General features: G+C 62.8%; 1 protein-coding gene. It reads left to right on the top strand.

Annotation, left to right across the window (positions count from 1 at the left end):
* On the top strand, positions 1–736 hold a 736-nt coding region (locus tag NLI84_RS18835), incomplete at both ends, for a type VI secretion system Vgr family protein (protein ID WP_308445840.1).

The raw sequence follows: 736 nt of genomic DNA, 5'->3' as shown, positions 1-736 counted from the left end.
TCATCAGCTATTGGCTTCGTTCGCGGCGGCCTTCACCCAGGAACAGCGACTGGTCACGCTCCACCTCGGTGACGGTGCCAGTTTTGGCGAGCAACTGCTGCCTCAGTCCGTGTCTGGTGAAGAAGCCCTGTCCCAACCCTATCGCTACGTGGTGGAGTGCCTGTCTCCCGATGTCGGGCTGGCGCTCAAATCGCTGCTGGGTTTACCAGCCGAGCTGGGTATCCTGACAGCGGAAGGCGGCACGGTGGTGCGCTGTGGTGTGATCACCCGCGCCCAGGCACTGCCCTCGGATGGCGGCTTCGCCAAGTACGGCCTGACCATCGAACCGCCGTTCTCGCTACTGCAACATCGGCGCACCAGTCGGGTGTTCCAGGACCAGACGCCTGTCGAGATCATCAAGACGGTGGTGGATGAACACATTGGCAGCAACCCAGTGTTCGGTGCGTCGTTCGCGATTCGCTTCGACCTGAAGCAAAGCTACGCCCCGCGTTCCTACTGCCTGCAGTACCGCGAATCCGATTTTGCCTTCATCAGCCGATTGCTGGCCGAGGAAGGCATCGCCTGGCGCTTTGCCCATGAGGCGGGCGATACGCCCAAGGTGACGCTGGTGGCGTTCGACGATCCCTATGCGCTGCCGCAGGCGGCGCAGGGTGCGGTACGGTTCCATCGGGCCGATGCCACCGAATCTGAGGACAGCCTGACCGACTGGACCAGTGCCCGCCAACTCGGTAGTGGT

It is taken from the genome of Chitinolyticbacter albus, from assembly GCF_024437655.1.
Lineage (GTDB): Bacteria > Pseudomonadota > Gammaproteobacteria > Burkholderiales > Chitinibacteraceae > Chitinolyticbacter > Chitinolyticbacter albus.
Note: the sequence above shows the minus strand (reverse complement) of the source record. Positions and strands in the feature narration are given on the sequence as shown.